At 45.4% G+C, this 22854-nt stretch carries 19 protein-coding genes and 1 pseudogene; 10 read left to right on the top strand and 10 right to left on the bottom strand.

The window, feature by feature from the left end; all coding sequences use genetic code 11:
• Positions 1–116: 116 nt before the first annotated feature.
• The 6 genes from CHRO_RS24125 to CHRO_RS24105 all read left to right on the top strand — a co-directional run bounded on the left by CHRO_RS24125 (position 117) and on the right by CHRO_RS24105 (position 5603).
• The gene (locus CHRO_RS24125; protein WP_015156848.1) at positions 117–1649 is read left to right on the top strand and encodes a bifunctional aminoglycoside phosphotransferase/ATP-binding protein; all 1533 of its coding nucleotides are present in this window, start codon (positions 117–119) and stop codon (positions 1647–1649) included.
• Between the two features lie 21 nt (positions 1650–1670).
• The gene (locus CHRO_RS33545) at positions 1671–1811 is read left to right on the top strand and encodes a hypothetical protein (protein ID WP_219336008.1); all 141 of its coding nucleotides are present in this window, start codon (positions 1671–1673) and stop codon (positions 1809–1811) included.
• Complete coding sequence (locus CHRO_RS24120) at positions 1792–2508, top strand: YdcF family protein (RefSeq protein WP_219336007.1); 717 nt, start codon at positions 1792–1794, stop codon at positions 2506–2508. Before CHRO_RS33545 ends, CHRO_RS24120 begins: the two co-directional genes overlap by 20 nt.
• A 141-nt stretch (positions 2509–2649) precedes the next feature.
• The gene (locus CHRO_RS24115) at positions 2650–3720 is read left to right on the top strand and encodes an Mrp/NBP35 family ATP-binding protein (RefSeq protein WP_015156846.1); all 1071 of its coding nucleotides are present in this window, start codon (positions 2650–2652) and stop codon (positions 3718–3720) included.
• 105 nt (positions 3721–3825) lie between these two features.
• Complete coding sequence (gene rodA, locus CHRO_RS24110; RefSeq protein WP_015156845.1) at positions 3826–5097, top strand: rod shape-determining protein RodA; 1272 nt, start codon at positions 3826–3828, stop codon at positions 5095–5097.
• Positions 5098–5411: 314 nt separating this feature from the next.
• Positions 5412–5603 (top strand): NAD(P)H dehydrogenase subunit NdhS, encoded by a 192-nt coding sequence (locus tag CHRO_RS24105; RefSeq protein ID WP_015156844.1) that lies wholly within the window; start codon positions 5412–5414, stop codon positions 5601–5603.
• A 63-nt stretch (positions 5604–5666) separates the two neighbouring features.
• On the opposite strand, the gene CHRO_RS24100 is transcribed toward CHRO_RS24105, so the two are convergent.
• On the bottom strand, positions 5667–6290 hold the full coding sequence (locus CHRO_RS24100) for a chemotaxis protein CheB (protein WP_015156843.1): 624 nt from the start codon (positions 6288–6290) through the stop codon (positions 5667–5669).
• A gap of 234 nt (positions 6291–6524) precedes the next feature.
• On the opposite strand from CHRO_RS24100, the gene CHRO_RS24095 reads away from it, so the two are divergent.
• The 4 genes and pseudogenes from CHRO_RS24095 (at position 6525) to CHRO_RS24080 (ending at position 14798) form a co-directional block, all read left to right on the top strand.
• Positions 6525–7250, top strand: coding sequence for a Crp/Fnr family transcriptional regulator (locus tag CHRO_RS24095; protein WP_041463480.1), 726 nt, complete (start codon positions 6525–6527; stop codon positions 7248–7250).
• Positions 7251–7431: 181 nt separating this feature from the next.
• The gene (locus tag CHRO_RS24090; RefSeq protein WP_015156841.1) at positions 7432–8088 is read left to right on the top strand and encodes an HAS-barrel domain-containing protein; all 657 of its coding nucleotides are present in this window, start codon (positions 7432–7434) and stop codon (positions 8086–8088) included.
• Positions 8089–8363: 275 nt separating this feature from the next.
• Positions 8364–12782 (top strand): annotated as a pseudogene (locus CHRO_RS24085) (response regulator); the annotation flags it as partial.
• A 165-nt stretch (positions 12783–12947) separates the two neighbouring features.
• Positions 12948–14798 carry a response regulator gene (locus tag CHRO_RS24080; RefSeq protein WP_015156839.1) on the top strand — a complete coding sequence of 617 codons (1851 nt, stop codon included), beginning with the start codon at positions 12948–12950 and terminating at the stop codon, positions 14796–14798.
• 10 nt (positions 14799–14808) lie between these two features.
• On the opposite strand, the gene CHRO_RS24075 is transcribed toward CHRO_RS24080, so the two are convergent.
• From CHRO_RS24075 to CHRO_RS24035, 9 genes are all read right to left on the bottom strand, one after another.
• The gene (locus tag CHRO_RS24075) at positions 14809–15399 is read right to left on the bottom strand and encodes a Crp/Fnr family transcriptional regulator (RefSeq protein ID WP_015156838.1); all 591 of its coding nucleotides are present in this window, start codon (positions 15397–15399) and stop codon (positions 14809–14811) included.
• Between the two features lie 221 nt (positions 15400–15620).
• Positions 15621–17015, bottom strand: coding sequence for a UDP-N-acetylmuramoyl-L-alanine--D-glutamate ligase (murD, locus tag CHRO_RS24070; RefSeq protein WP_015156837.1), 1395 nt, complete (start codon positions 17013–17015; stop codon positions 15621–15623).
• A gap of 313 nt (positions 17016–17328) precedes the next feature.
• Positions 17329–17649 (bottom strand): hypothetical protein, encoded by a 321-nt coding sequence (locus CHRO_RS30030; protein ID WP_015156836.1) that lies wholly within the window; start codon positions 17647–17649, stop codon positions 17329–17331.
• A 21-nt stretch (positions 17650–17670) separates the two neighbouring features.
• A complete protein-coding gene (locus CHRO_RS24060) occupies positions 17671–19833 on the bottom strand; it encodes a peptidase domain-containing ABC transporter (protein WP_015156835.1) in 2163 nt (720 codons plus the stop codon).
• 106 nt (positions 19834–19939) lie between these two features.
• Positions 19940–21247 (bottom strand): HlyD family secretion protein, encoded by a 1308-nt coding sequence (locus tag CHRO_RS24055; RefSeq protein ID WP_015156834.1) that lies wholly within the window; start codon positions 21245–21247, stop codon positions 19940–19942.
• Between the two features lie 112 nt (positions 21248–21359).
• Positions 21360–21581, bottom strand: coding sequence for a hypothetical protein (locus tag CHRO_RS24050; protein ID WP_015156833.1), 222 nt, complete (start codon positions 21579–21581; stop codon positions 21360–21362).
• Positions 21582–21786: 205 nt separating this feature from the next.
• The gene (locus tag CHRO_RS24045) at positions 21787–22047 is read right to left on the bottom strand and encodes a CTB family bacteriocin (protein ID WP_015156832.1); all 261 of its coding nucleotides are present in this window, start codon (positions 22045–22047) and stop codon (positions 21787–21789) included.
• Positions 22048–22157: 110 nt separating this feature from the next.
• Complete coding sequence (locus tag CHRO_RS24040) at positions 22158–22421, bottom strand: CTB family bacteriocin (protein ID WP_015156831.1); 264 nt, start codon at positions 22419–22421, stop codon at positions 22158–22160.
• A 124-nt stretch (positions 22422–22545) separates the two neighbouring features.
• The gene (locus tag CHRO_RS24035) at positions 22546–22809 is read right to left on the bottom strand and encodes a CTB family bacteriocin (protein ID WP_015156831.1); all 264 of its coding nucleotides are present in this window, start codon (positions 22807–22809) and stop codon (positions 22546–22548) included.
• Between the last annotated feature and the right edge of the window lie 45 nt (positions 22810–22854).

Below are 22854 nucleotides of genomic sequence, written 5' to 3'. Positions count from 1 at the left end.
CTTGAGTAGAATTGCCGATAATACCAGGGGGAAACTCCTGGTTTTTTATTTGCAGAAGAGATCCCCCTAACCCCCCGCAAGATCGGGGGGAATATTAGAAAACACAGAGGAAAGAAATGACAGCAGCTTCAATTCCCGCTTCGATTCAACAAATGATGCAGCCTGGGTTTTACCCTCATCCAGTGCAAGAACCAATTCAACTGATTCAGACGCATATTTCTTACGTGTTATTAACTGGAGAGTATGCTTATAAAGTGAAAAAGCCGATGAACTTTGGTTTTTTAAACTATTCAACGCTGGAAGCAAGAAAGCACTTTTGTCAAGAAGAATTACGCTTAAATCAAAGAGGTGCAGCCGAACTTTATTTGGAAGTATTACCAATTACTAAAACTGAACAGCAGTACCAACTAGGAGGTACGGGAGAGCCTGTAGAATACGTATTAAAAATGCGTCAATTTCCCCAAGATATGTTGTTAATTAACATGTTTTCTCAGGGAAAAGTTGACGAAAAACTAATGACTAACTTAGGACGAGTTGTAGCAGAATACCATAAAAAAGCTGCAATCAACGACTATATTCGTAACTTTGGGGAAGTAGCTCAAGTTCGCCAAGCTTTTGATGAGAACTACGAGCAATCAGAAAAATATATTGGCAAAGCACAGACACAAAACCAGTTTGACGAAACAAAAGCGTATACAGATAAGTTTTTTGCGGAGAAAGAGTCATTATTTAAAAGCCGCATGGCAGGTGACTTTATTCGCGAGTGTCATGGCGATTTATACATGCAAAATATTTGTCTATGGCATGACAAAATTTTATTATTTGATTGCATTGAATTTAACGAACCATTTCGATTTGTAGACGTAATGTATGACGTGGCGTTTGCCGTGATGGATTTTGAGGCACGGGGGCGCAAGGACTTAGGCAATATCTTTTTAAATACATATTTAGAGCAAACAGGCGACTGGGAAGGATTGCAAGTTTATCCTTTATATCTCAGCCGTCAGGCATACGTGCGGGCAAAAGTCAATTCATTTTTGCTGGACGATCCAGGTGTACCCGCAGCTGTAAAGGAAGAGTCCGCAAAAACAGCAGCAAACTACTATCGCCAAGCCTGGGAATATACCAAACCTCGTCAAGGCAAGTTAATTCTCATGTCTGGGCTATCGGGTGCGGGTAAGAGTACGGTAGCGAAGCAACTAGCGCGACAAATGGGAGCAATTCACGTCCGTTCCGATGCAGTTCGCAAGCATTTAGCCGGAATTCCCCTGGAACAACGCGGGGGAGATGAAATTTATACTACTGAATGGCATCAAAAAACCTATCAAAGGCTGTTAGATTTAGGACTGCTGCTAGCAAGTGAGGGTTTTACAGTCATTTTAGATGCCAAATACGATCGCACCGCTTTACGTCAAGAGGCGATCGCCCAAGCAGAATCCCGTCAAATTCCCCTACAAATCCTCCACTGTACCGCACCAGTAGAAGTCTTGCGCCAACGGCTGCAACAGCGCACCGGAGACATTGCCGATGCTACCGTTGACTTACTAGAGTCTCAACAAGCCACCGCCGAGCCTTTTGCCGACACCGAAAAGCCCTACGTCACCACAATTGACACGACACAGCCTGTAGAAACTCAATTGAAGTCGTAAGTCCCAAGTCGTAAGTTAAGAATGACCAACTACCGATTACCAATTACCAATTACCACCCAAATGTTCCTCTTCCTGTCGAAATTGCTACCACTATTTCTCTACCCGTTGGGAATAGCCTGCGTGCTTTTGGTGGTGGGGTTAGTGCTGTTGTTGTGGGGTAAAAAAACGCGCGGGGCGGCGATCGCAATTGCTCTTGCTCTGATAATTTTATTGGTAGGGGGTAATAGCTGGGCTGCTCGTTCTTTCGCGCAATCGCTAGAGTGGCAGCATTTGCCACTCAATACTGTACCAACTGCCGATGCGATCGTGGTTTTGGGTGGTGTCACCAGAACGTCAACACCACCACGCCCGACTGTAGAAGTGACTGAAGGCGGCGATCGCCTCCTCTATGCTGCTTATCTCTATCAGCAGAGTAAAGCACCTGTAATAATTCTCAGTGGAGGACGAATTGAGTGGTATGGAAATGATTCTGCTGAAGCAACTGATATGTCAGCGTTACTGAAGAACATGGGCGTGCCAGAATCGGCAATAGTTCAGGAACCCAACTCTCGCAATACTTACGAAAATGCAGTTAACGTGCGTCAAATTCTGACACAGCGAGGTATTCGCCAGATTTTATTGGTCACTTCAGCAATGCATATGCCGCGATCGCTGTCAATATTCAAACGTTTAGGAATAGCTGCTATTCCCGCTCCCACTGATTTTCAAGTGTCTACTCAAGAGTTTCAAGAGCTAGCGAGTTCGCCCGAAGCTAAATTACTGAGTTTGTTACCAGATGCCAGCAGTTTATTTTTATTCACTCAAACTCTCAAAGAATACATCGGAATTGTCATTTATTGGTTGCGCGGCTGGTTGTAATCGGCGATAAGTCCGACTGACTCATAACCATTTCACCATTCACACCATTGACAAAGCCTTTGGGATGGATCGACTTTCACTCTACGCTGACCGCTAAGATGCAAATAGATAGCAAAGCAGCCTTAGAGAGTGAAGAATGTCATGCTCGATACCCTTAGTACCAGCTCCGTATTAGAAGTTTTGCGCCCCGTGCAAGATCCAGAACTCCGCAAAAGCCTAGTAGAACTGAACATGATCCGCAATGTCAAAATTGACAATGGCAAAGTCAGCTTCACTTTGGTTTTGACAACTCCAGCTTGCCCGTTACGAGAATTTATTGTTGAAGACTGCCAGAAAGCTGTCAAGCAGCTACCAGGAGTCACCGAAGTTGCGGTAGACGTAACAGCAGAAACGCCGCAACAGAAAGGTTTACCCGATCGCACGGGAATTGCTGGAGTAAAAAATATTTTGGCAATTTCTAGCGGTAAAGGCGGCGTGGGTAAAAGCACCGTCGCAGTCAATGTTGCCGTTGCTTTAGCACAATCGGGAGCAAAAGTAGGATTGTTGGATGCAGACATTTACGGTCCTAACGCGCCTACTATGCTGGGACTAGAACAAGCACAGGTTGCAGTCCGCCAAGGCGAGAAAGGGGACGTTCTCGATCCGGTTTTCAATCATGGTGTGAAGTTAGTCTCGATGGGTTTTCTCATTGACAAAGATCAGCCTGTAATTTGGCGGGGACCTATGCTCAATGGGATTATTCGCCAATTTCTCTATCAAGTCCAGTGGGGAGAATTAGATTATCTCATCGTAGACATGCCACCGGGAACCGGAGATGCTCAACTCACATTAACGCAAGCCGTACCGATGGCGGGTGCAGTGATTGTCACGACACCCCAAAATGTAGCATTGTTAGATTCTCGCAAAGGCTTGCGGATGTTCCAACAGATGCAAGTTCCAGTATTAGGAATCGTGGAAAATATGAGCTACTTTATTCCCCCCGACGCGCCAGATAAACACTACGATATTTTTGGTTCTGGTGGCGGGGAAAAAACAGCTAAAGAACTAGGCGTACCCTTGTTAGGCTGCATTCCGTTAGAAATTTCCCTGCGTCAAGGAGGCGATCGCGGTATTCCCATTGTTGTTGCTGAACCTGAGTCTGCCTCTGCTAAAGCTTTAATGGCAGTAGCAATGGCGATCGCGGGTAAAGTCTCGGTAGCAGCATTAACTTAGGAGTGAGGGACGAGGAGTGAGGAGTGAGGAAAAAAAGCTAAATTTAGACTATGAAAAGGGAACCATGAATTAGTCGTAATTTGTCCCTATCTCCAATCCTCGTCCATGCTGTTAAAAAGATTCATATTTTCTGTTCCTTGGAAATTACTGCTTGCCCCTTGGCAGCAGGTGGACTGGTGGCTGTTGGCGCTGACTGTAGGCATCACAATATTTGGTGGTATTTCCATTCGCAGTGCAGAGTTAAATCAAGGAATTACCGATTGGTGGCAGCATTGGCTGTTTGGTGGTATAGGATTGGCATTGGCTTTCTTTCTATCGCTTTGCCGCTACGATTTTCTCTTGCGCTGGCACTGGTTGACTTATGCCGTCACGAATGTATCTCTGATTGCGGTCATGCTAGCTGGAATCAGTGCCAAAGGCGCTCAACGCTGGATTAGTGTTGCTGGGTTTAATCTCCAACCCTCAGAATTTGCCAAAGTTGGGATGATTATCACCCTAGCAGCATTATTACAATCCCGTAGTGCGGGAAAAATTCCTGGCGTGCTGCGCGCTTTGTTAGTTAGCGCCGTGCCTTGGGTTTTAGTATTCGCACAGCCAGATTTGGGAACATCTTTAGTTTTTGGGGCAATAACTCTCGGAATGCTCTACTGGGGTAATGTCAATCCTGGCTGGTTGATCCTGTTAATTTCTCCGATCGTGGCAGTTATCCTATTTAACGTCTCTTTACCAGCTTGGTGCATCTGGGCGGTAGCAATGGGAGCGATCGCCCTGGCGACTATGCCTTGGCGGTGGTTGTCGGCAGTTGGAGCGATTGGAATTAACTTTCTGGCAGGAGAATTAGGACACATTCTCTGGGGATTGCTCAAAGACTATCAAAAAGACCGCATCATTTTATTTCTCGACCCAGAGAAAGATCCTCTTGGCGGCGGTTATCATTTAATACAATCGCGAATTGCCATTGGTTCCGGGCAATTATGGGGACAAGGACTTTACCAAGGCACGCAAACCCAACTCAATTTCATTCCCGAACAGCACACGGACTTTATCTTTTCGGCAGTAGGCGAAGAATGGGGCTTTATTGGTTGCCTTGTTTTATTATTTATCTTTTGGTTGATTTGCTTGCGATTGGTATTGATTGCCCAAAGTGCCAAAGATGATTTTGGTTCCCTCCTTGTCATCGGCGTATTTTCGATGATAGTGTTCCAAGTCATCGTCAATATCAGCATGACGATTGGGCTTGCACCAGTCACGGGAATTCCCTTACCTTGGATGAGTTACGGGCGCTCGGCACTGCTGACTAATTGGATCGCGATCGGTATCGTGCAATCCGTCGCCAACCATCGCCCAAAGAGAAAGGGGCGAGGAGCGAGGAGTTAGGGGCTAGGGTAAGAAAGGACAAGGGGGACAAGGGGGAACTCGGGGATCCCACGACCGAAGGGAGTGGGGATTAGGGGGCGAAGGGGGACAAGGGAGACAAGGGGGACAAGGGGGACAAGGGGGACAAGGAAGTAGGTGTACAGGGGAAATCGGGAAGACTTGGGGGACTTGGGAGCAACTACCAACTACCAACTACCAATTCCATACATCTCACACCCCACACCCTGTTCGCTGATAACTGATAACTGATAACTGACATCACTACACTTATAAGCGAAAATTTAAATTATCAGTGTTAACAAAGAGGAAAAGCTATGATTCTACCAGGAGCAACTGTGCGCGTTAAGAATCCTAACGATACTTACTACGGTTATCAAGGGCTAGTGCAGAGAATTACTGATGGTAAAGTTGCTGTGTTGTTTGAAGGTGGTAACTGGGATAAACTGATTACTTTCAATCAATCCGAACTAGAAGCAGTCGAAGTGACTCGGAAAAAAGGCAAGTAAGTTGTTAGTTGTTGGTTGTTAGTTGCGATCGACTATCGGTCAACAACTAATAACGATCGACCATTATGCTGCTTTTGGTGACATTACCAGGTTGTATAGGGTAGAGGCGATCGCATTTGGGGGAAGCACGAAATCTACTTTCCCAGTATTAATGGCAGCCTTGGGCATCTCGAAACACTCGCAAGTCGCTTCATTTTGGGCGATCGCTATGCCACCGTGTTTCTTAATTGCTAGCACTCCCAGTAAGCCATCAGTATCTTTACCACTCAGAATTACAGCGATTGCCCGTCTCTGATAACTTGTAGCAACCGATCGAAACAGCACGTTAGCTGAGGGACGAACAAAGTTAACTCTCGCTGCATCCGATAGCGACAACTTACCGCTAGGATTAACGACCAAATGCTTATCAGGCACGGCAACATAAACCGTTCCTGGGCGCAGCAATTCTCCTGTCTCTGCGTTTTTCACCCGCAGTCTAGTGCGGTATTTGAGAATCTTAGCCAGGTAGCTGGGGCAGTTAGGAGACAAGTGCTGTACGATCGCAATTGCTGCGGGAAAATCTGACGGTAAGGTGGATAAAATTTGACTAATTGCATTTAACCCACCTTTAGAAGCGGCGATCGCCACAACGTTAAACGCAACATTGGGAAAGTGGGAAAAGATTTTATGTTCGTGTTTGCTATTCACGCTTTTTCTATGATGCTTCTACGATCGCCCTGGCTTGCCAGGGCGATCGTTGCCTACTGCAAACAAGGGAGTTAAACGTTTATGTCAGCTAACTAACACACTTCCTATTCTATATGTTAGCTAAGATACATACGTTATTTACAATATTTATAATTAAATAAATCTTGGGTGAGAAGTCCTCGATTGATGCTGTCAGTTATCGATTTAGATAAGACTAGCTCAAAGAGGTTTTTGATTTTGGTATCCAATAACCCCCATCATGCTGTTGAAAATCAGCTCTTAGCGAGCTTGCCTAGAGAGGAATACGAACGCCTCGTAGCTAACATGGAGTTAGTCCCCCTGACTTTTAAGCAAGTTCTCTACGCACCTAACGAATCTATTCAGTATGTCTACTTCCCTAAGAGTGGTGTAGTCTCTTTGCTGACGCTGATGGAAGACGGTACAGCAGTTGAAGTGGGAACGGTTGGCAATGAGGGAATGGTAGGTCTTCCCGTATTCCTGGGATCTAATAAGATTCCTGGTCAGGCTTTGGCACAAATTCCTGGCGAAGCTTGGAGGATGAGAGTAGATGTATTTAAAGATAAAGTTATCCCAGGTAGCACGCTTCACGATCTGCTGCAACGCTACACGCAGGCGCTGTTTAACCTGATTTCCCAAATAGCTGCCTGCAATCGCATACACTCAGTCGAGGAGCGATTTTGCCGCTGGTTACTCATGACTCAAGACCGAGTGGGTTCAGATGAGTTTCCGCTCACCCAAGAGTTTCTCTCGCAAATGCTGGGCGTGCGCCGCCCTACTGTCAGTTTGTCAGCCAGCGTTCTTCAGAAAGCAGGGCTGATCCGCTACGTTCGGGGTAAAATGACTATTCTCGACCGTGAAGGGCTAGAAGCTTCTTCCTGCGAGTGTTACATGATTATCAAGAGTGAATTTGAGCGTTTGCTCGGCAGCGATGTTGCCTAGCTAAAAGTTAGCAGGGAGCAGGGAGCAGGGGGGAGAAGAGAGCTGAGGAAGTTGAGGAAGCTGAGGGGGAGAATACCTACCAACTACCAATTACCAATTACTAATTACCAATTACCGCAGGATAGAGTATGAAGGATAAAGTTTAATTAACGTTTCAACCTTTACCCTTCTGCCTTGAAATATGCGCCTTCCCCTACCACAATTTACAACAGGCGATCGCCACCCCAGCTACATAGCCGAAGTGATCGAAACTTCGACAACGGAATTTTTAGCTCAATGCTTGGAACCAGAAGATTTGAGCTTTCCAGTGATGCCACCTTTTGGTAGTTGGGTAAAGTCTGCGGATGATGAATCGGGAAATCAAGTTTATGGGGTAGTTTATTACGCTACTACCATGCCGATCGACTCAATCCATCGGGCAAGGGCTTTAGGATTATCTCTCATGGAGTTGCGCGAACAGCAGCCGCAAATTTTCGCCATGCTCAAAACTGAATTTCGCGCTGCCATTATCGGTTTTGAGCCAGCTAAAGCCTCAAAACGCGCTCAACGCCAAGTTTATCAATACCTTCCGCCTCGTCCGCCGCAAATTCACCAAGCGGTCTATTGCTGTCAGCCAGAAGATGTCATTTTATTTAGCGATCGCCTGGATTTTCTACGCACTCTATTACAAGTTCAAGGTGCGCCTGTAGAAGCTTTAACCGCTGCCGCGATTCGAGAGGTATATCAGTTGCGGAAAGCTGATAGACAATGGTTAGTCCAAGCCGGACGCACCCTCAGCACCCTCCTCAAAGACGACTACGATCGCTTGCGCTACATTTTGAGCCAAATACATCCTTGACAGTTATCAATTCGTAATTCGTAATTTGTAATTCGTAATTCAATATAGCGCTTTTGCTTATCGCGCCTCACTTTCTACCTTAAGGCGGATCGCGGTTGTATTAGTTTTATCCTTACGATGGAAGACGAAAATCTGTCAACACCCAGTCAATACTTAGGTGTTGCTTGAAGGAAATTTTTTCTCTCACGCTACAACAGATTCCTCACACGTCTCCATTTCAGTATTGAGTCACTATGACGACTGCCACAGCTAACCCTGATAGCGATGCTCTCGACCTCAAGCAACTTCTGCAAACATTACTAGAAGTTAAGAAGGGTAATTTTTCCGTTCGGATCTCTAGCGAACAAACAGGCATTGCTGGCAAGATTGCGGATACCCTCAACGACATTATTGAGACAAACGAGCAGATGACAACCGAGCTAGCGCGAATTAGCACGGTGGTTGGCAAAGAGGGCAAAATTTACGAGCGAGTATCGAATAACGGGGCAAAAGGATCTTGGCAAGCATGTGTCAATTCAGTCAATACCTTGATTACTGACTTGGTGCAGCCGATGGCAGAAACAACTCGCGTGATTCGGGCAGTGGCTAATGGCGATTTGTCACAAGCGATCGCTACAGACATTGCTGGAAACCCTTTACAGGGTGAGTTTTTGCAAACAGCGCAAATTGTAAATAAGATGGTCGGTCAACTGAACTCGTTTGCCTCAGAAGTGACGCGGGTGGCGCGGGATGTGGGAACCGAGGGAAAATTGGGCGTGCAAGCAGACGTGCGCGGTGTGGCAGGCACTTGGAAAGATTTAACCGATAGCGTTAACTCAATGGCAGGCAACCTGACAGCACAGGTACGCAACATTGCGGAAGTCACTACAGCCGTAGCGAATGGCGACTTATCCAAAAAAATTACGGTAGATGTAAAGGGTGAAATTCTAGAGTTGAAAAACACCATCAATACAATGGTGGATCAGCTCAACTCGTTTGCCTCAGAAGTAACGCGGGTAGCGCGGGAAGTCGGTACGGAAGGAAAATTAGGAGTACAAGCATACGTGCGGGGTGTCGGTGGTACTTGGAAAGATCTCACCGATAATGTCAATTTAATGGCAGGCAACCTCACAGCACAGGTACGAAATATAGCAGAAGTTGCCACAGCGATCGCCAATGGAAATTTATCTAAAAAAATTACGGTAGATGTAAAGGGCGAAATTTTAGATTTGAAAAACACCATCAATACAATGGTGGATCAACTTAGTTCTTTTGCCTCAGAAGTGACGCGGGTAGCGCGGGAAGTCGGCACGGAAGGGAAATTAGGCGGACAGGCACAAGTCACGGGGGTAGCGGGAACTTGGAAAGATTTAACCGATAACGTGAATTCAATGGCAAGCAACCTCACGGCACAGGTGCGAGGTATTGCAAGGGTTGTTACCTCGGTAGCCAATGGCGATCTCAAGCGCAAGCTGATGCTAGATGCCAAGGGCGAAATTGAAACGCTTGCCGAGACAATTAACGAAATGATCGATACCCTGGCAACATTTGCCGCACAGGTAACGACAGTGGCGCGAGAAGTCGGAATCGAAGGAAAACTCGGCGGACAAGCAAAAGTCCCAGGTGCTTCAGGGACTTGGCGCGATTTAACCGACAACGTGAACGAGCTAGCAGCCAATTTAACCACGCAGGTAAGAGCGATCGCCGAAGTGGCAACGGCTGTAACCAAAGGCGATTTAACGCGATCGATCGCCGTTGAAGCTTTAGGAGAAGTTGCTGCCCTTAAAGATAATATCAACCAAATGATCGCCAATTTGCGCGAAACAACACAGAAAAATACCGAGCAAGACTGGCTGAAGACCAACCTTGCCAAATTCACGCGGATGTTGCAAGGACAACGCGATTTAGAAACTGTATCCAAGCTGATTTTGTCAGAGTTAGCGCCTCTGGTTTCAGCCCAACACGGTGTTTTTTACTTAATGGAAAGCGGCGAGAACCACCTGCCTTACCTAAAATTAATTAGCAGCTATGCCTATCGGGAACGCAAACACTTAGCTAACCGCTTCTATTTGGGTGAGGGATTGGTAGGACAATGTGCGTTGGAAAAAGAACGCATTTTAATTACTGAAGTACCGTCGAACTATATTAAAATTAGTTCCGGTTTAGGAGAAGCAGCACCCATGAATGCGGTAGTTTTGCCCGTATTATTTGAAGGGCAAGTTACCGCTGTTATCGAGTTAGCTTCCTTCAATTATTTCAATGAAATTCACCTCACGTTCTTCGATCAATTAACTGAAAGTATTGCGATCGTCCTCAACACGATCGCCGCTAGTATGCGGACTGAAGAGCTATTGAAACAATCTCAATCTTTAGCAGAAGAATTACAATCTCAACAAAAAGAACTGACAGGTACTAACCAGCGATTGGAACAACAAGCGAAATCGCTGACAGCTTCAGAAGAATTGCTCAAAAAACAACAAGAGCAATTGCAACAAACCAATGCCGAATTACAAGAAAAAGCTGAGCTATTAGCATTACAAAATCGCGAAGTCGAACGCAAAAATCAAGAGATCGAACAAGCAAGGCGATCGCTAGAAGAAAAAGCCACACAACTTGCCTTGAGTTCTAAATATAAGTCTGAGTTCCTGGCGAATATGTCGCACGAACTGCGTACTCCTCTCAACAGTTTGCTGATTTTGGCGAGATTATTAGCTGATAATCAAGACCGAAATCTCACCGACAAACAAGTAGAATACGCTCGCACAATTCACTCATCTGGCAACGATTTATTGGCATTAATTAACGATATTCTCGACCTTGCCAAAATCGAGTCGGGCAAAATGTCTGTGGATATCGAACCAGTTAGATTTACTCATTTGCGGGAAAACATAGAGCGGACATTTCGTCAAGTTGCAGGCGATCGCCAACTCAAATTTGAAATTCAGTTTGACGAGCAATTACCCCGTACGCTTTATACCGATGCCAAACGCTTGCAGCAAGTCTTAAAAAATTTGCTCTCCAATGCCTTCAAATTCACTGACGCTGGCTCCGTACGCTTAAATGTCACTCCAGCACTTGCAGGTTGGAGTGCGGAACAAGAAGTTCTCAACCGTGCTGCTAGAGAAGCACCACCAGGAGAAGTAGGTGTTATTGCTTTCTCAGTCACCGATACAGGCATCGGCATTGCACCCGACAAACAGCAAATTATTTTTGAAGCATTTCAGCAGGCAGATGGCACGACCTCTCGCCGTTATGGTGGTACGGGATTGGGTTTGTCAATTAGCCGCGAAATCACGCGCTTGTTGGGTGGTGAAATTCAACTAAGGAGCGAACTCGGTCGGGGTAGTACATTCACGCTATACTTACCGCAAATGGTAAGTCGGACGGTAGAGCAACATGCAACCCCATCGTTAGCTCCAACTCCCCCTCTACCGACGCTCCCAGCTTCCCCGCCTGAAGTCGTGTCCCTTGTCGAATCCCAAATCTCGAATTTATTAGATGAAAGAGCGGTTGAGGACGATCGCGAGGTTATTCAACCAGGCGATCGCACGCTGCTAATTATCGAAGACGATCTCAAATTCGTCAAAATATTAATGGATGCAGCCCGTCAACAAGGCTTTAAGGTGTTAGTTGCCACGCGGGGTAATGTTGGTTTAGCACTAGCACAGCAATTTCAACCCACGGCGATCACGCTCGATATTCGCTTGCCAATCGTCGATGGCTGGACGGTACTCGATCGCCTCAAACACAATCCCGATACCCGTCACATTCCCGTACATATCATTTCGGTTGAAGAAACAACGCAACGGGGATTAAAACAAGGTGCGATCGCCTACTTGCAAAAGCCAATTAGTAACACTGCATTATTAGATACGCTGTCTCAAATTCAAGAGTTTGCCAATCGCTCGGTGAAAAACCTTTTAATCGTCGAGCGCGACGAATTGCAGCGTCGCACTATGCTCGACTTGATTGAGGAAAGCGATATTGCGATTCAGGTAGTAGAAACAGGTGCAGCCGCACTCGAAGCTCTCCAAACTGGTCATTTTGACTGTTTAGTTTTAAATCTAGCCTTGCCGGACACCAACGGATTTGAATTGATCGATCGACTCAAGCAAGAACCATTATTTAGAAATCTACCCATCATCGTTTATACTCCCAGGCAGCTCACTGCTGAAGAAGAAATCGAACTACAACGCCTGTCAGGTAGCTCGATTCTCAAAGAGGCGCGATCGCCTGAACGCTTGCTGGAGGAAACTACGTTATTTTTACATCAAACGCAAGCCGATCTGCCTGCACCTAAGCGATTGATGTTAGAGCAGTTACAGCAAAACGATTCCGTCCTAGCAGGTAAGAAAGTCTTGGTTGTCGATGATGATATGCGAAACATTTTTGCACTCACCAGCATCCTAGAACGTCAGCAGATGCAAGTGATATATGCAGAAAACGGTCGAGAAGGTATTCTTCAGATTCAAAACAATCCAGATATTGACATTGTATTAATGGACATTATGATGCCAGAAATGGATGGGTACGACACGATCCGAGCTATACGGCAGATCGATCGGTTAGCAGCACTGCCAATTGTGGCGCTGACAGCTAAAGCAATGCAAGGCGATCGCGAAAAGTGCCTTGAAGTTGGAGCTTCCGATTACATTTCCAAACCCATCGATACAGAGCAACTATTCTCGCTACTAAGAGTGTGGCTACAGCGTTAAGCTCGCAGCCTTAAATCTAATCGTAGAGAGATAAAAATTTGACCTAACGATAGATGTATTCTTAACCTCTTAGTCTATCGTTAGATAGAGAGAATATATGCATTAAACTATACAATTTGAAGCAAAAATCTATTGTTCGCCACTCTCTTAGCTGTCGCTCATGCCATGAAGTCCGAACCTAAAATTAACGTCTTATTAGTAGACGATTATCCCGAAAATCTTGTAGCACTGGAGGCAACGCTTAACAGTTTAGGGCAGAATTTAGTCAAAGCTTATTCTGGTAAACAAGCCCTGAAATGTTTATTAGAGCAAGACTTTGCTGTCATCCTACTAGACGTACAGATGCCAGAAATGGATGGATTTGAAACAGCAAGTCTGATTCGACAAAGAGAGCGATCGCGCCATACACCAATTATTTTTCTCACGGCAATTAGCGATAGCGATGACCTGAAGTCAAAAGGATATGCTCTAGGTGCAGTAGATTATTTACTTAAACCTATCGATCCAATTATATTAACATCTAAAGTTGCAGTATTTGTCGAGTTATTTAAAAAGAATTTAGAGGTGCAACGTCAAGCAGCTCAATTGGTTGCCAAGAATTTAGAAATATTTCAAGCTCAAGCCGCCCGGCAGCAAGCAGAAGCAGCTAACTTAATGAAAGATGAATTTTTGGCGGTTGTTTCTCACGAATTGCGATCGCCCTTGAACTCAATTTTGGGTTGGGCGCAACTGATGCAGATGCGGAAGTTTGATGAAGCCAAATTGTGTCAAGCACTTAAGATCATCGAACGGAATGCCAAATCTCAAGCGCAGCTGATCGATGACATTCTCGATATGTCTAGATTGATCCGTGGGAAAGTGCAGCTATCCATTCAACCTGTAAATGCGATCGCCACGATTGAATTGCTATTAGAATCAATTCGTCCCCAGTTGGAAGAGAAATCGCTACAACTACGCACGCACCTCGATCCGGCAGCACAAACAATCGCCGCCGATCCAACCCGCCTACGACAAATTATTTGGAATTTACTCTCCAATGCAGTTAAATTCACTCCCGAAAAAGGGCAGATCGAGATACGGCTAATTCAAGGGAGTAGGGAGCGGGGAGCAGAGGAAAGAGAGCTGAGGGAGCTGAGGGAGCTGAGGGAGAGAAGAGAGCTGGGGGAGACTAGGAGCAGAGGAGAAGGGAGACTAGGAGCAGAGGAGCAGAGGACGAATTTAATTCCGAATTCCGAATTCCGAATTCCGAATTCCAATTACGCTCAAATCCAAATTATCGATACAGGAATTGGCATTCGTCCCGAATTTCTGCCGCAAATTTTCGATCGCTTTCGTCAAGCAGACAGTTCTATTACTCGCGCTTTTGGCGGACTGGGGTTAGGACTGGCGATCGTACGACAACTGGTGATTTTACATGGTGGCACGATTGAAGCTCACAGCGAGGGAGAAGGCAAGGGAACAACGTTTACAGTACGACTACCACTAGCAAATAGTCCTTCTACCGCGACTTCCCCCACTACAGCGACTCCCAATCTCATTAACTTGACTGCAAATGATGCATCAAAGTTAAATTCATTACTGGATGGGGTAAACGTGTTAGTTGTCGAGGATAACAACGATAGCCGCGACTTCATTAAATTTGCGCTCGAACAAGCAGGTGCAACCGTCACGACAGTTTCTTCAGCAGCAGATGCAGTCGCTTATTTAAAACGCGATTGCCCCGATGTCATAATTAGCGATATTGCCATGCCAGAAACCGATGGCTATCAATTAATTCAACGGATTCGAGCCACCGAGCAACAAGGAGATAGACAAATCCCCGCGATCGCCCTGACTGCTCACGCGAAGCCAGAAGACCGTTCGCGATCGCTAGCAGCAGGATTTCAACAGCACATTACTAAACCAGTAGAATCTACTGCTCTCATTACAGCCGTAGCGGAGTTAATCAAGCAGCAGTCAGTTGTCAGTTCTCAGTGGGCAACAATCGATCGCTCGCAAATGACGAATGACAAATGACTAGACTATTTCAAATTTCGTAGTGCCAGAAAGGTAAGCGATCGCTCATAACAATAAATTGACGTTCTTGCCGTTGAATCGAGCCTTGTTTTTCTAAATCGCTCAGTATTCGCGTTACCGTGACGCGAGTTAATCCTACTAATTCGGCAATTTCTTGATGAGTCAAACGCAGATCGATTAATTTACCTTGCAATACATGTTGACCGAAGCGATTAGCTAGCCAAGCAAACAGTTGTAAAACTGCGGCTTCAGCATTGCGACAGTGCAAGATTTCCATTAACTCACCCGATCGCTGAATATGCGAAATCATTGCCTCATTGAGTTCGTGCCATCTCGACCTCGGAATCAGATTTACTTCAACTGGCGTTAAACATTCCATTTGATAGGTCTGAGCGCTACAAAATACTCTGCCGACTACATCCCCTACACCCCAAATTCCCAAAGTGCTGTAGTTCCCATCAGCTAATACTGTCAAGGTGCGAACCATACCAGACTTAATCTGCCACAGAGCATCATGCCTTAAAGGTAGAAGCGAACGACGCGCAAACCGAGAAGATTTCAGCTCGGTAGACTGATTTGATACCAGCAAGGAGACGGTCATAGCAGTTTATTTGGGTAGCAACAAGTATCAGAGCAATGCTCTTACGCAATACAATTATCTTAAACTCGGTCGGGATAGCGTAATTTACTCTAACTTCAGCAGTATGTCACATCTAAAGTATGAGCGCAAGTCCAAAAATACTAAATTTCTATCAATGAACCGTAGTATAAGATAGAAACGTAATCTGCTGGTATTCGGAGTTGAGTTAGCTCGGTCGAATTCTATTGCACTAACTGCATACATAACTGCCGAAAATCGTCGCCGCGTTGCTCGAAATTTTGGTAGCGATCGAAACTGGCACAGGCAGGAGAAAGCAAGACAACCCGTGCCTGATATTGTGGGGCTAATTCTGCGGCTCTAGACACGGCACGCGCCATCGTTTCCACAATCTCGTAATTGTTGTAACCCACTTGAGATAGACGTGAGGCAAAAGCTGGCGCAGCATCGCCAATGAGTAAGACGGCGGCGGCTTGAGCTTGAATTGTTTGCAACCATGCTAAGTCATCACCAATTTTTGCTTCGCCGCCAGCAATCAGAATTGCAGGGCTAGTGACAGAAGATAACCCAACTTGAGCCGCATCGTAGTTAGTTGCCTTGCTATCGTTGATAAAATCAATTCCTTGCCAAGTGCAAATGTGTTCTAAGCGGTGGGGAACGCCTGGAAATGTAGCTATTGCAGTGGCGATCGCCTCTTTGTCAATGCCTGCTAATCGCGCCACCGCTACCGCCATCAGCAGATTTTGCAAGTTGTGCGCGCCTACCATCCGTAACGCCGACACCTGCACGATCTGCTCCTGCCCAAAGATAACCCAATCATCTTCAATATAAGTCCCTAAATCAGGACTGCAATTGAGGAAAGCTTTACCTTTTACACTTGTCCAGTAAGCATCCTGCCAATCATTTAGCTTCTCCTGGCTCAGGAAAGCATCATCGCCATTAATCACTTGCAATTGGGATTGATGCACTAGGTGCGCTTTAATGTCGTAATACCGCTCTAAAGTTTTGTGGCGGCTGAGGTGATCGGGTGTAAATGTCGTCCAAACACCGATACGCGGCGCAACCGAGGGAGCAGATTCAATTTGATAGCTGCTGATTTCGGCAATTATCCAATCGGGATATTTGGTAGGGGCGTACGGCTGTGCGCCCCTACTATTATTTTGGAACTCCAAAGCTACATCGCAGACGGCATGACCGATATTCCCACAGGCGGGGGCGTTGAGTCCGGCGGTTTGAAAGATTGCAGCAACTAAAGCTGTCGTTGTGGTTTTGCCGTTAGTACCAGTGATTCCTACCCAGGGAACAGCGTTGAGATAGCGCCAAGCCAGTTCCATTTCACCAATCGTCTCGATCCCTAATGCTCTGGCACGATTTAAGATGTCTGCATCCCAAGGTACGCCGGGACTGACAACAATTAACTGGGGTGAATCCGTGCTGTCTAAACTTGGAGTATGACCCAAACGAACTGGAATCCCCTCTGCTGCGAGTTGTTGCTGTTGTTGGCGCAAAGATGCAGAATCAGAGCGATCGCTCAGTATCACTTGCCAACCCTCTCGTTTCAACAGTCGGGCAGCAGCAACACCAGATTTTCCGAGTCCGATTACACAAGCATTGGACATACGCTATTTAGCAAAATCCCTGGACTAAGCACTCTATATAGTAAGGGGCTAGTGGGAAATTTGCCAATGCAAGGCGCGAGAGGTAAGGGAAGGACAAGGGGGACAAGGGGGACAAGGGGGACAAGGGAGACAAGGGAGACAAGGGGGAACTCGCTCTTCCCCGCGACCGAAGGGAGTGGGGATTAGGGGGCGAAGGGGGACAAGGGAGACAAGGGGGACAAGGGGGACAAGGAAACAACAATTCTAGTCGCCAGCCGCGAGCCACCAGCCACTTACCCTGCTCCCTGCTCCCTACTCCCTGCTCCCTAGCTAACTAGCTAAACAGAGACATCAATAAACTAAACATATTCATGCGAGAACGACGCGATCGCCGTCCGCCACCGCCGCCACCGAATAGAGATAGTAGAGGCATCACAAACGTAGTTTGAGACATTTTATAACCAGTTCGGCGAGTCGAAGACGTACCGTCGTTGAAGTTTGTAGTTGCTTCGGCGGAAGTATCAATATCAGTTTGTTGGAAAAATATAGGACCAAACAGATCTTGTAAACTCGCTCCCCCTGCTACTGATTCTTGTTCCCGATCGGATAATTCAACAAATAGCGCTGTATCTTTAATTTCTGTCATCTGAGACATAGCATCCTCCCCATTTCTTCATTAAGGTAAGAAAAATTTCAAATGTTCCCCTGGTGCATGACGCAACTCTGATAGGGGTCCTTGGACGACCAATTTACCTTGATTCATTAACACCACCCACTCTGCGCGATCGACCACGGCAGGACGGTGAGTAATTAAAATTGTGGTTTTGCCTTTACGGGCAGCAAAAAGCCGTTCCAAGACTTCAAATTCGCCGATCGGATCGAGTCCAGATGTCGCTTCATCCAAGATCAGCACGGGTGGGTTGTTTACAATAGCGCGGGCGATCGCCAACCTCTGCCGCTGTCCTCCAGACAAGTTCGCCCCAAATTCTCCTAACACTGTCTGATATTTATTTGGTAGTTGGCTAATAAAGCCATCTGCATTAGCAATTTGACAAGCTTTCACTATTTGTTCAAACTCAAGATGGGGATTACCTAAACGGAAATTATCTAAAATCGAGCGACTCCAAAAGTGGGGTTCTTGAGGAATTAAAACAACTTGCTGACGCAAACAATCGAGCGATAAATCCTGCAAGTTATATAAGCCAATCCGAATATTTCCCGACTGCGGCTCGTACAACCCCGAAATCAGTTTTGATAAAGTACTTTTACCACAACCCGACTGTCCGATCAAAGCAACAATTTTTCCCCCAGGAAGTGTGACTGAAAAATCTTCTAATAAATCTATCCGTCCCGCATGATGAAAACAAATATGCGAACATTCAATGTCAGCATCGGGTAAAATTTTGGCAAATGGTTTATAAGTGTCTCCTACAGATTCTGGCGTAGCATCAATCACTTCTAGCAGGCGAGTGACCGCAGTTTGAGTCCGAAAATATTCATCAGTCAGTCCAATTAAAGAACTAATTAAGCCGATGACGTTTCCCTGCATACTATTGAACGCCAGCATTTGACCGATGCTGAGTTCGTTTTTAATCACTAAAACGCTACCATAACCTAATAGAGCAATGCCCCCAATACTACTAATAAGTTGCGTAAAAGTACTGTTAAGAATACCGAGTTTAATCGTACTAAATGTTAAATTCGCCATTCGTCCAAAACGGCTCTGAAATTCATCCCAGAATTGAGGTGCGGCTGTTGTGGTTTTCATCACCATCGCACCTTTAAATGTTTCTACTAATACACCCTGATTCTCGGCTGATAATATTAAAAGATTACGTGTTTTTTGCTGTAGTGTCGGCAAAAATGGTACAGTAGAAAAAGCCATTACCATCCCTACTAGTAAGACGGTAAGTGTTAGCTTCCAACTATAAAATACCATAAATGCGAAAGAAATTATCGCTATAAAAATTTGACTGGGTAGGTGAGCGACAATTTGCGAAACCAACTGGTTAATTTCACTAATATCTCGCAGACGGCTGGTAATTTCTCCACTACGACGAGATTCAAAATAACTTAAGGGCAAGTGCAAGAGTTTGCGACCGAATTCTAACACCAGTCCTAACTGTAACCGCTGACCGAAATGAGAGATCATGGTTGATTGCAACAGTCCCATCGTGCTGCTAAAAATGTTGGTCACGATCACAGCAGCTACCACCACCGTGAGTAACTGCATATCTCCCCGCACTAGAACATCATCTGTAAGAATTTGAATTAAAATTGGGCTGGCTAAAGAAAGTAAACCTAAAACAATATTGATCCCAAGTGCTTCTAGCAATAGCAGGCGATAAGGCCAAATTCTGCGGAAAAAGCGTGAAAAACCGCCAGAAGATTCTTCTTCTCCCATATTATGGAAGCGGTCTGGATCGGGAACCAGCAACAGCATGATTCCACTCCAAGCTTCCAACAACTCTCGCCGGGTGAGGTAACGAATACCAACTGCGGGATCGGCGACAACAAATTTATTACCTTGCCGTCCAAACAAGACAATCCAGTGGTAGCCTTGCCAGTGAATGATGGCTGGGAGAGGGACTTCATGAATTTTGTCTAAAACCTCACTCGATGCTTTGACCGATCGCGCATTTAATCCTAAAGCTTCAGCACCGCGTTTCAACCCTAACATCGTCGTTCCCAGTTGTCCGGTTCCGACTGCTTCCCGACTGCGGTTGATGCTCAAAACTTTACCGTAATGCTTGCAAATCGTTGCCAAACAAGCCGCCCCGCAATCTTCCTCACTCGCTTGTAAAATCGCTTGATATTTTTTCTTCAGCAGACTAACCATGATAGATGCAGGCAATTCAGTTAACAGTGACCAGTGACCAGTTAGTTTTGACTTTTGACTTTTGACTTACCAAGGACAAATGACAAATGACAATTGACCACTACTTTTAGATACCCGAAAGAATTCTTGCTTTACGTAAAACGAATTGTAATGGTGTCTCTGATTTGGAAATAATGTCTACTGTCCCTTCCATACCAGGTTGCAATCGACACAGGCGATCGCCAGTACCGACAAACCACGTATTCGGCTGAATTGTCACCTCATATGCGCCTGCTGGAGTCGGGGACTCGCTGGCTGCACCGCTAGCAGTAGGTACGACATCGGGAGCCACGGTTTTGACTACACCCTTAAGCGTGCCGTAGTCGGGGTAAGGACAGGCGGAAACGCGCATCTGAACTTGCTGACCTGGCTTGATCTTGCTAATCTCTGCGCCTGGGACGTAGGTTTTGATGTCTAAACGCGAGTTGGTGCGGGAAATTTGGGCGATCGCTTGTCCGGTGCTAACTACCTGTCCTGGGTTGCGCAACTCTAGTTTCAACACCGTACCATCAGTGGGGGAGAGAATCATGGTCTTGCTCAGTTCTACCCCCATTTGTTGAACTTCTTTAGTGTCGCGGGCAACTTGGTTTTGTAATTCGATTTGGTTACTAACTAAGTTTTTACGTTCTTTTTGTAATGCGGCTACGGTTGCCATACCCCGTGCTTCTTCTTGGGCGATGCGTTCGTTGGCGATCGAGACTGTAGCATTACTGGGGTTGAGATTGGCTTTGGCTTGATTGACTTTTGCCTGCGCCGCTTTATAAGCTTGTTCTTTTTCTTTAACTTGTAATATAGGAATTGCGCCTGTATTGGCTAGTTGACGGTAGCGTTGCATCTCCTCTCGCGCCAGATCTAATGAGGCTTGAGCGACTTGCACTTCTGCGATCGCTGTCTGTTGTTTGGCAAGGTAATCTCTTTGCTGTAGTTGCAATTCTGCTTGGGCGGAAGCAACTGAACGAGTTGATAAATTTGATTCTGCCGCAATTTGACTATCGATGGAACTCAACTGAGATGAAATTTGTCTCAGTTGAGAACGGCTTTGTTGAATGCTGTCAAGTAATTGGTTTCTTCTAGTTAAAATTTGTGAATTGTCAACGTAAGCGATCGCGTCACCTTTTTTCACCAATTGGTTTTCTTTGACGGTAATATTTCTGACAACGCCATCGGATGCCGATTGGACAATTTGGACTTCGCCGCGAATTGATGCAGGTGCTTTAACTGTCACGTTGTAGTTGAGCGTAGCAGCCAAGGATACCGCTGCACTGAAGGCAACTACCAGAACTCCGCCGCCAATTGTGACTGTAGGACTAATTGAGGGTAGAAACTCTTCGCTTTCAACTATTCGTAGAGATTCTGGATTGACTTCGCTAACCATGACTGTGAACCTTTAAACTACATCATTTGTCTGAGACGTTGAGCGCAAAAGTTAGGTAACTGCGATCGCTATTAAGAAAACTTCTAGTTCTCGCTTTTGTTATAAATCTTTTCTAGAAGATATAAAATCTTGACATTGGTTTAAGCAGGAAGGGATGATGAAATGGATCTTTCTTACCATTGTCTGATTCTGTTTGGCGGCTTGTTTCATGTTCCGTAGATTCATGAGTTTCCTTATTAATTTCGGTATAGTTAGCGCCGCCAGCTACAGACTCTTGTTGCTCTGTGGTTAATTCTAAAAACAATTCTGGTAATAGATTTTTCGGAAAAGACATGGTTGATTTGCTCCAATTGTTACAATCTCATTCATTTCGTCATAATAAAAAACTTCCAGAGACTTCATACCTTGGGTTGTTCTCATTTATGCACCGAGCTAGGCAAACCAAGCGCAATGAAAACGGTAGTGGAAGCTCTGGAGTTGTTTAGCGGATAGTCTGTACTACTGATTTATCTATCCATCACCGTAATCTTTCTCAGCGATTACTTGGCAGTAAAGTACTTGAAGGCATCAGTTTCAAACTTGTGGTTGGCATTCAAGTAATCTTGCTCAACATAGCTACCGTCGCGAGTCGAAGCAATCCCTACCTTGAGATGTTGCACGGATTTGTTTTCTTTCAAGCTGGTTCCCAGAGCATCATAGATGGAATTGTCACCATAGCTGTCCCAAGAATAACCACCTGCGACTAATTGTTGTTGCTCGTCAGATAGTTCGACAAATAACTCGGTGTTTTCGTTAATCATTGTGAGTAATCTCCTGAAGTTGTTTAAATGACTTAATTTAGATTTTGCTGGGAGGTAATTCTCTCGTTGGAGTTGAGAGAATTACACCTTATGAGTTCAGTTAGTCTGAACTATTTAGCTGTGAAATACTTGAAAGCGTCAGTTTCAAACTTGTGGTTGGCATTCAAGTAATCTTGCTCAACGTAGCTACCGTCGCGAGTCGAGGCAATTCCTACTTTGAGATGTTGCACGGATTTGTTTTCTTTCAAGCTGGTTCCCAAAGCATCATAAATAGAATTGTCACCATAGCCGTCCCAAGAATAACCACCTGCGACTAATTGTTGTTGCTCGTCAGATAGTTCGACAAATAATTCAGTATTGGTTTCGTTAATCATTGTGAGTAATCTCCTGAAGTTGTTTGAGTTGAAGTTATTTGGGTGAATTAATTTGAGATTTGCTGAGAGGTAATTCTCTCGTTGGAGTTGAGAGAATTACACCTTATGAATTCAGCTAGTCTAACTACTTAGCTGTGAAATATTTGAACGCATCAGTTTCAAACTTGTGGTTGGCATTCAAGTAATCTTGCTCAACGTAGCTACCGTCGCGAGTCGAAGCAATTCCTACTTTGAGATGTTGCACGGATTTGTTTTCTTTCAAGCTGGTTCCCAAAGCATCATAAATAGAATTGTCACCATAGCCGTCCCAAGAATAACCACCTGCAACTAATTGTTGTTGCTCGTCAGATAGTTCGACAAATAATTCAGTATTGGTTTCGTTAATCATTGTAAGTAATCTCCTGAAGTTGTTTGAGTGACTTAATGTGTTGTA

The organism is Chroococcidiopsis thermalis PCC 7203, assembly GCF_000317125.1.
Classification (GTDB): domain Bacteria; phylum Cyanobacteriota; class Cyanobacteriia; order Cyanobacteriales; family Chroococcidiopsidaceae; genus Chroococcidiopsis; species Chroococcidiopsis thermalis.
The sequence above is the reverse complement of the archived record's forward strand: the minus strand, read 5'-3'. Positions and strand labels throughout refer to the sequence as shown.